The sequence below is a fragment of the Mycobacterium sp. NGS62 genome (genome assembly GCF_059812285.1).
In genome coordinates, this window is the sequence record NZ_JCALCK010000001.1 from 1,069,713 (window position 1) to 1,077,279 (window position 7,567).

The 7,567-nt window shown below is 66.1% G+C and carries 8 protein-coding genes; 4 read left to right on the forward strand and 4 right to left on the reverse strand.

Translation table 11 applies throughout. From position 1 onward, the window contains the following. Positions 1 to 8: 8 nt before the first annotated feature. Both AC5Y49_RS04720 and AC5Y49_RS04725 read right to left on the reverse strand, forming a co-directional pair. Complete coding sequence (locus AC5Y49_RS04720; protein ID WP_499884584.1) at positions 9 to 923, reverse strand: co-chaperone YbbN; 915 nt, start codon at positions 921 to 923, stop codon at positions 9 to 11. 144 nt (positions 924 to 1,067) lie between these two features. Further along, complete coding sequence (locus tag AC5Y49_RS04725; protein ID WP_499884585.1) at positions 1,068 to 2,249, reverse strand: acetyl-CoA C-acetyltransferase; 1,182 nt, start codon at positions 2,247 to 2,249, stop codon at positions 1,068 to 1,070. Positions 2,250 to 2,329: 80 nt separating this feature from the next. Between AC5Y49_RS04725 and mce the strand changes: the two genes are divergently transcribed. Then, positions 2,330 to 2,812 carry a methylmalonyl-CoA epimerase gene (mce, locus tag AC5Y49_RS04730; RefSeq protein ID WP_499884586.1) on the forward strand — a complete coding sequence of 161 codons (483 nt, stop codon included), beginning with the start codon at positions 2,330 to 2,332 and terminating at the stop codon, positions 2,810 to 2,812. Between the two features lie 4 nt (positions 2,813 to 2,816). Here mce and AC5Y49_RS04735 read toward each other — a convergent pair whose 3' ends face one another. Beyond that, positions 2,817 to 3,113, reverse strand: coding sequence for an Rv1322 family protein (locus AC5Y49_RS04735; RefSeq protein ID WP_499884587.1), 297 nt, complete (start codon positions 3,111 to 3,113; stop codon positions 2,817 to 2,819). 21 nt (positions 3,114 to 3,134) lie between these two features. Continuing rightward, positions 3,135 to 3,806 carry an endonuclease NucS gene (nucS, locus tag AC5Y49_RS04740; protein WP_499884588.1) on the reverse strand — a complete coding sequence of 224 codons (672 nt, stop codon included), beginning with the start codon at positions 3,804 to 3,806 and terminating at the stop codon, positions 3,135 to 3,137. A 49-nt stretch (positions 3,807 to 3,855) separates the two neighbouring features. Here nucS and AC5Y49_RS04745 point away from each other — a divergent pair, with 49 nt between their 5' ends. The 3 genes from AC5Y49_RS04745 to AC5Y49_RS04755 all read left to right on the forward strand — a co-directional run bounded on the left by AC5Y49_RS04745 (position 3,856) and on the right by AC5Y49_RS04755 (position 7,520). Beyond that, positions 3,856 to 5,460 carry an adenylate/guanylate cyclase domain-containing protein gene (locus tag AC5Y49_RS04745; RefSeq protein ID WP_499884589.1) on the forward strand — a complete coding sequence of 535 codons (1,605 nt, stop codon included), beginning with the start codon at positions 3,856 to 3,858 and terminating at the stop codon, positions 5,458 to 5,460. Positions 5,461 to 5,538: 78 nt separating this feature from the next. Next, a complete protein-coding gene (locus tag AC5Y49_RS04750) occupies positions 5,539 to 7,026 on the forward strand; it encodes an AlkA N-terminal domain-containing protein (RefSeq protein WP_499884667.1) in 1,488 nt (495 codons plus the stop codon). After that, complete coding sequence (locus tag AC5Y49_RS04755) at positions 7,023 to 7,520, forward strand: methylated-DNA--[protein]-cysteine S-methyltransferase (protein ID WP_499884590.1); 498 nt, start codon at positions 7,023 to 7,025, stop codon at positions 7,518 to 7,520. Before AC5Y49_RS04750 ends, AC5Y49_RS04755 begins: the two co-directional genes overlap by 4 nt. Positions 7,521 to 7,567 lie beyond the last annotated feature (47 nt).

Here is a 7,567-nt window from a genome sequence, read left to right on the forward strand (position 1 = left end):
GAGCGCTCTTAGTAGAGCGCGTTGGCGAGGTTGCGCCGACCCGTGATCACCTCGGGATCGGCGGGGTCGAAGAGTTCGAACAGCTCGATCAGCCGGGTACGCACGGAAGTGCGCTCGTCCCCGGATGTCCGTCGCACCAAGGCAACCAGCCGGTCGAAGGCGGCACTCACATCTTGGTTGAGCAGTTGTACGTCGGCAGCGGCGAACGCCGCCTCGAGGTCGTCGGGGGCCGCATCGGCGACGGCCACCGCGTCGGGCCGCTGCTCGGTCGCGCGCATCAAGAAGGTGATCTGGCGGATCGCCCCGTTGGCTTCGGCGTGGTTGGGATTGGCGTCGAGAATCGCCTGGTACGAGTCGAGCGCCGCCGCGAAGTCACCGTCGGAGAGCTGTTGCCGCGCCTGGGCCAGCGCCGGGTCGACTTCCTCGTCTTCTTCGGCGCCCGGTGCACCGCTGAGCTTGCCGGCCGTCGCCGACAACAGCGAATCCACCCACCGCCGCAACTGGTCGGGCGGCTGCATTCCCTGAAAGCTGGACAACGGCTGCCCGGCGGCCAGCGCCACCACGGTCGGGACCACTTCGATACCGAAGATCTGCGCCACCCGGGGCGCGGTGTCGACGTTGACAGTCGCCAGCGACCATTTGCCGTCGTCGGCGGCCACCAGGCCGGCAAGGACGTCGGCCAGCTGCAGGCACACATCACTGCGCGGGGACCACAACAGCACGACCACCGGCACCTGGTTGGACCGGATCAGCACCTCGTCTTCGAAGTTGGCCTCGGTGATCGGCACACCGGCAAGCTCAGCCGATCCCGCGCCGACGGCATCGTTGCCGCTGGCCGCGTTCGGCTGGGGGCGCTGCTTGAGGCTGGACAGATCGACCGCTCCGGCCAGCGCAGGCCCAATCGGAGGGCGGGGACGGCTCACGTCGACAAGTCTGGCACGCCGCCAGGCGTGTCCGTCACCCGGTCGGGAGCATCGTGGTGACCAAGATCACAATTCCGAGCGAGACGGTCGCCGCGCACAACGCCAGCAACCATCTTTGTCACGCCGGTCAGGCGAATGGCCTGGCTAACCGGCCCGCAGGATCAGCGCGTCGCCCTGACCGCCCGCGCCGCACAGCGCCGCGACGCCATACCCGGAGCCCCGGCGCGCCAACTCCAGCGCCGCATGCAGCGTGATGCGCGCACCGGACATGCCGATCGGGTGCCCGACGGCGATGGCACCGCCGTTGACGTTGACGATCTCCGGGTCGACACCAAGTTCCCTGGTCGACGCCAGCGCTACCGCTGCGAACGCCTCGTTGATCTCGATCACGTCGAGCCGGTCGGCAGCAATACCCTCCCGGCCGAGTGCCTTTTGGATCGCGTTCGCGGGTTGTGATTGCAGCGTCGAATCCGGGCCGGCCACCACACCGTGCGCGCCGATCTCCACCAGCCACGACAACCCCAGCTCAGTGGCTTTGTCCTTGTTCATCACGACGACGGCGGCCGCGCCATCAGAGATCTGCGACGACGAGCCTGCGGTGATCGTGCCGTCGGAACGAAACGCGGGCTTGAGACCGGCCAGCGAATCGGCGGTGGTGTTGGCGCGGATGCCCTCATCCTCGTTGAACTGCAATGGATCACCCTTGCGCTGCGGGATGCTCACCGGCACCACCTCGTCGGCGAAAACGCCGTCCTTCCAAGCCGCCGCCGCCTTCTGATGCGAGCCTGCCGCGAATTCGTCCTGTTCGCGGCGGGTGAACTTGTCCGCGTCGTTGCGTTGCTCGGTCAACGCGCCCATCGGCTGATCGGTGAACACGTCGTGCAGGCCGTCGTAGGCCATGTGGTCCAACACAGTCACATCGCCGTACTTGTAGCCCGCCCGGCTGTCCATCAATAGATGCGGGGCTTTGGTCATGGACTCCTGGCCGCCGGCCACCACCACATCGAACTCGCCGGCCCGGATGAGCTGGTCAGCCAGAGCAATGGCGTCGATACCGGACAGGCACATCTTGTTGATCGTCAACGACGGCACATCCCAGCCGATACCGGCCGCTACCGCGGCCTGGCGAGCAGGCATCTGACCGGCTCCCGCGGTCAGCACCTGGCCCATGATCACGTACTCGACCGCCGACGCCGGCACGTTGGCCTTTTCCAACGCGCCCGCAATAGCGATGGCGCCCAGATCACTGGCCGAGAAATCCTTCAGGGAGCCCATCAACTTCCCGATGGGCGTGCGGGCTCCAGCAACTATCACCGACGTCGTCATGAATACCTCCGGGGCGAGCAGAAGCGGCCGAAAAACAGGCCGAGGAAGCGCAATCTTTCCCGCCAGGTTACCGTGACGTTATGACCACCGAACATGTCGACGTCCGACGTACCCTGGCCAGCGCGTTGGTGACAGCGGTCGACCACGTCGGCATCGCGGTGGCAGATCTGGATGCGGCGATTGCCTGGTACCACGACACGCTCGGCATGATCGTGCTGCACGAGGAGATCAACAAGGACCAGGGCATCCGCGAGGCGATGCTGGCGGTGCGCGGCGCCGCAGTCGGCAGCGCGCAGGTCCAGTTGATGGCTCCCATCGACGAGTCGTCGGCGATCGCGAAATTCCTCGACAAACGCGGCCCGGGCATCCAGCAGCTGGCCTACCGGGTCAGCGATCTGGACACGCTGACTGCACGGCTACGCGACCAAGGCATTCGGTTGCTCTACGACGCACCGCGGCGAGGCACCGCGGATTCCCGGATCAACTTCATCCACCCCAAAGACGCCGGCGGTGTCCTGATCGAGTTGGTCGAGCCGGCAGCCGATTCCGACGGATCGCACTGACCCACTAAGACCACTTTCGGGTGGGCCCGCGGGTTGCGCGGTGGGCCCAGCACGGCGTGTGCCAATGCCGGCGGTCCTCCATCCCGGCCTCTCCTGAATCAGCCGGCCATACCACCAGATGTGCTGTGCCGGAACGAACTTCGTGATCGCAGCCGGGACAGCGATACGTCTTGACAGCCCGGGCGGCGGCCACCGGCCGAACTTCGTACTGACGGCCATCGGGTCCGGTTTCCATCCGCCGCGCCACCGGCAGCGACCGTAGCGGCTGCTGTCGGCGTTGCGGTGTACGGCGGCGGGCCATTGGCCCAGTCTATTTGCCGACTCAGAACAGTCGGTACTCGTCGCTGACCATACCCCGCATTTGATCGTAATCGAGTGTCAGGCAACGAATTCCGCGATCAACAGCCAAAGTCCGCGCCTGCGGCTTGATTTGCTGGGCGGCGAATACTCCGCTCACCGGCGCCAGCAGGCTGTCGCGGTTCAGTAACTCGAGGTAGCGGGTGAGTTGCTCGACGCCGTCGATCTCGCCGCGCCGCTTGATCTCGACGGCCACGGCGCGCCCTTGCTCGTCGCGGCACAGCAAGTCGACCGGTCCTATCGCGGTCATGTACTCGCGGCGCACCAACGTGTATCCGGTGCCGAGCAGTTCGACATGCTCGGCGAGCAATGCCTGCAGGTGCGCCTCGACACCGTCCTTGACCAATCCGGGATCGACGCCGAGCTCGTGGCTGGAGTCGTGCTCGATCCCCTCAACGGTGATGCGCAACTGCTCGCCGGCCTTGTTCTCCACCACCCATACCGGCAGCGGACCGTCGAGGTCCTCGGAGAGCCGACACGGCGGGCTCATCCAGTTCAGCGGCTTGTAGGCGCGGTCGTCGGCGTGCACACTGACCGAGCCGTCGGCCTTGAACAGCAGCAGCCGGCGCGCAGAGGGTAGATGGGCGGTGAGCCGACCGAGGTAGTCGACCGTGCACTGGGCGATCACGAGACGCACCCGACTCACCTTAAGGTCCGGCCGCCGGACAAATTAGGCTGACGCCACCATGATGGCCAAGAAAACGGTGGCACAGCGTCTCGGGCGGGTCCTGGAGCGCGTGACCCGGCAAAGCGGTCGGCTGTCCGAGACCCCGGCATACGGCTCCTGGCTGCTGGGACGGGTTTCGGAGAGCCAGGCCCGTCGCCGGGTGCGGATTCAGGTCATCCTGACCGTGTTCATTGTGGGGACAAATCTCATCGGAATGGGCGTCGACGCGCTGTTGCTGACGGTCGCCTTTCCGGTGCCCAGCGTCTTCAGCGATGCACCGGCATGGCTTACATACGCGCTGGTACCGGCCTACATCGTCGTCGCTCTGATACTGGGCACTTACTGGATCACCCGGCGCACCGTCACCGCACTGCGATGGGCAATCGAGGAACGCAGCCCGACCCAGGCCGACGAGAGCAACACATTTCAGGCCCCGGCACGAGTCGCCATCGTCACCTTCGGTTTGTGGGCGGTCGGTGCGGCGCTGTTCACGGCGCTCTATGGCCTGCACAACAGCCTGTTCATCCCGCAGGTCGTGTTCTCGACCAGCTTCTGCGGCGTGCTGGTGGGTACCGGCTGCTACCTGATCACCGAATTCACCTTGCGTCCGGTGGCCGCCCAGGCACTACAGGCCGGGCCACCACCGCGGCGGCTCGCGCCGGGCATCATGGGCCGAACCATGGTGGTGTGGCTGCTCGGTTCGGGCGTCCCCGTCGTCGGCATCGCACTGACCGCGTTTTTTGCGTTGACGCTGCGGAATCTGACCCAGACGCAATTCGGTGTTGCGGTACTGATCCTGTCGGTGGCAACACTGATCTTCGGTTTCACGCTGATGTGGCTGCTCTCCTGGCTGATCGCCACACCGGTGCGGGTGGTGCGCGCGGCGCTCAAGCGCGTCGAACAGGGCGACCTGCGAGGCGACTTGGTGGTGTTCGACGGGACCGAGCTGGGCGAGTTGCAAAGTGGATTCAACGCGATGGTCGCCGGATTGCGGGACCGAGAGCGGGTGCGCGACCTGTTCGGCCGGCACGTCGGGCGTGAGGTCGCCGCTGCCGCCGAACGGGAGCGGCCGCAGTTGGGCGGCGAAGAGCGCCATGTCGCAGTGGTTTTCGTCGATATCGAGGACTCGACACAGCTGGTGACCAGCCGACCACCGGCCGAACTCGTCCAACTGCTCAACCGGTTCTTTGCCGTGATCGTCGACGAAGTCGACCGCCATCGCGGGCTGGTCAACAAATTCGAGGGCGACGCGACGCTGGCGGTTTTCGGCGCCCCCAATCGCCTCGAACACCCCGAAGATGAGGCGCTGGCCGCCGCGCGAGCCATCGCACGGCGGCTCGGCAGCGAAGTGCAGGAATGTTTGGCCGGCATCGGGGTGGCGGCCGGAGAGGTCGTCGCCGGCAATGTCGGCGCCAAGGAGCGGTTCGAGTACACGGTGATCGGTGAGCCGGTCAACGAGGCGGCCCGGCTGTGCGACCTGGCCAAATCGCATCCCACCCGATTGCTGGCGTCCTCGGAGGTACTGGACGGCGCGACCGACAGCGAACGTGACCACTGGACGTTGGGCGAGACTGTGACGCTGCGCGGCCACGACCAACCGACCAGGATCGCGTCACCCGGGTAGCCGGATCCGGCCCGTCAATCCACCACGATGTCGTTTTTCCGCCAGTGATGTCGGTGGTCAGGTGTAATTGTGGCAATCGTGCATGAAGACTTCGACCGCTGCTACCGGGCCGTGCAGTCCAAGGACGCCCGGTTCGACGGCTGGTTTGTCACCGCGGTGCTCAGCACCGGAATCTATTGCCGTCCCAGCTGTCCGGCCCGCCCCCCGCTCGCCCGCAATGTGCGGTTCTATCCGACCGCGGCGGCCGCGCAGCGGGCCGGGTTCCGCGCGTGCAAACGGTGTCGTCCGGACGCATCGCCGGGCTCACCCGAGTGGAATGTGCGCGGCGATATTGTCGCGCGGGCGATGCGGCTTATCGCCGACGGCACCGTGGACCGCGAAGGGGTCAGCGGCCTGGCCGGCCACCTCGGCTACACCACGCGCCAACTCGAGCGCCTGCTGCAAGCCGAGGTAGGTGCCGGCCCACTTGCCCTGGCCCGCGCCCAACGGACCCAAACGGCCCGGGTGCTGATCGAGACGACGGATCTGCCGTTGAGCGACGTCGCTTTTGCCGCGGGGTTTTCCAGCATTCGCCAGTTCAATGACACGCTGCGCACAGTGTGCGACAGCACGCCGACGTCGCTGCGCAAGCGCGCGGCAGCCCGGTTCGGGTGCGCCGCCGGCTCGCCGGGAGCGGTATCGGTACGTCTGCCGGTACGGACACCGTTCGCTTACGACGGCGTTTTCGGTCATCTGGCCGCCGGTGCCATACCCGGATGCGAAGAAGTACGCGATGGCGGGTATCGCCGCACGCTTCGGCTTCCGTCCGGCAACGGCATCGTCAGTTTGACGCCGGCGCCAGACCACGTCCGCTGTCAGCTCGTACTCGACGACTTTCGCGATCTGACGACCGCTATCGCCCGTTGCCGACGCTTGTTGGACCTGGACGCCGATCCGGAAGCGGTGATCGACGTCTTGGGGTCGGACCCCGAATTGGCTGCTGTGGTGGCCAAGGCGCCCGGACAACGGATCCCCCGCACCGTCGACGAAAACGAACTGGCTATCCGCGCCGTGTTGGGTCAGCAGGTCTCGACGAAGGCCGCCCGAACCCATGCAGCCCGCTTGGTCGCCGGCTACGGGCAGCCGGTGCACGACGTCGGCGGAGCGCTGACGCATACCTTTCCGTCGGTCGAGGAGCTCGCCGACATCGACCCGACCCACCTGGCCGTTCCGGCCGCCCGTCGCCGAACGCTGACAGCGCTTGTCACCGGGCTGGCCGACGGCAGTCTGACGCTGGATGCGGGCTGCGACTGGCAGGGTGCCCGGCGGCAGCTGCTCGCGCTGCCCGGAGTGGGACCCTGGACCGCAGAAGTGATCGCCATGCGTGGACTTGGAGACCCAGATGCCTTTCCCGCCAGCGACCTTGGGCTGCGGCTGGCCGCCGAACAATTGGGGTTGCCTGCCGGACAGCGTGCGCTCATCGCTCGCAGCCAGGCCTGGCGGCCCTGGCGTTCCTACGCCACCCAGCATCTGTGGACGACGCTGGACCACCCGGTGAACCATTGGCCATCAAAGGAGATCGCATGATCTACTACCGCACCATCGACAGCCCGATCGGCCTGCTGACCTTGGCGGGCCATGACCATGTCCTGACGAACCTGCGCATGGTGGACCAGACCTACGAGCCGAGCCGCGCCGACTGGGTGCCCGAGGACACCGCCTTCCCAGCGGCCGTCGACCAACTCAACGCGTATTTCGCCGGTGAGTGCACCGACTTCGACATCGAGTTGAGCATGGCGGGCAGCGTGTTTCAGCGGCGCGTGTGGCAGGCGTTGATGACGATTCCATATGGAGAAACCCGGTCCTACGGAGAGATCGCCGAACAGATTGGCGCGCCGGGAGCCGCTCGCGCGGTCGGCCTGGCCAATGGACGAAATCCGATCGCGATTATCGTGCCCTGCCACCGAGTTATTGGTGCAAGCGGCAGCCTCACCGGTTATGGCGGCGGACTGCAGCGTAAACGAACGCTGCTCGAATTAGAGAAAAGCCGCAAATCGGCGACGCTGACCCTTTTCGACTAGCGTTTTTGGAAATAAAAAAGGGCACCTTTGTGGGGTGCCCTTTTTTG

Bases quoted from the DNA above. Each gene is read 5' to 3' on its own strand.
- AC5Y49_RS04725 (WP_499884585.1), bottom strand. From the start codon at position 2,249: ATGACGACGTCGGTGATAGTTGCTGGAGCCCGCACGCCCATCGGGAAG.
- mce (WP_499884586.1), top strand. From the start codon at position 2,330: ATGACCACCGAACATGTCGACGTCCGACGTACCCTGGCCAGCGCGTTG.
- AC5Y49_RS04735 (WP_499884587.1), bottom strand. From the start codon at position 3,113: ATGGCCCGCCGCCGTACACCGCAACGCCGACAGCAGCCGCTACGGTCG.
- AC5Y49_RS04745 (WP_499884589.1), top strand. From the start codon at position 3,856: ATGATGGCCAAGAAAACGGTGGCACAGCGTCTCGGGCGGGTCCTGGAG.
- AC5Y49_RS04755 (WP_499884590.1), top strand. From the start codon at position 7,023: ATGATCTACTACCGCACCATCGACAGCCCGATCGGCCTGCTGACCTTG.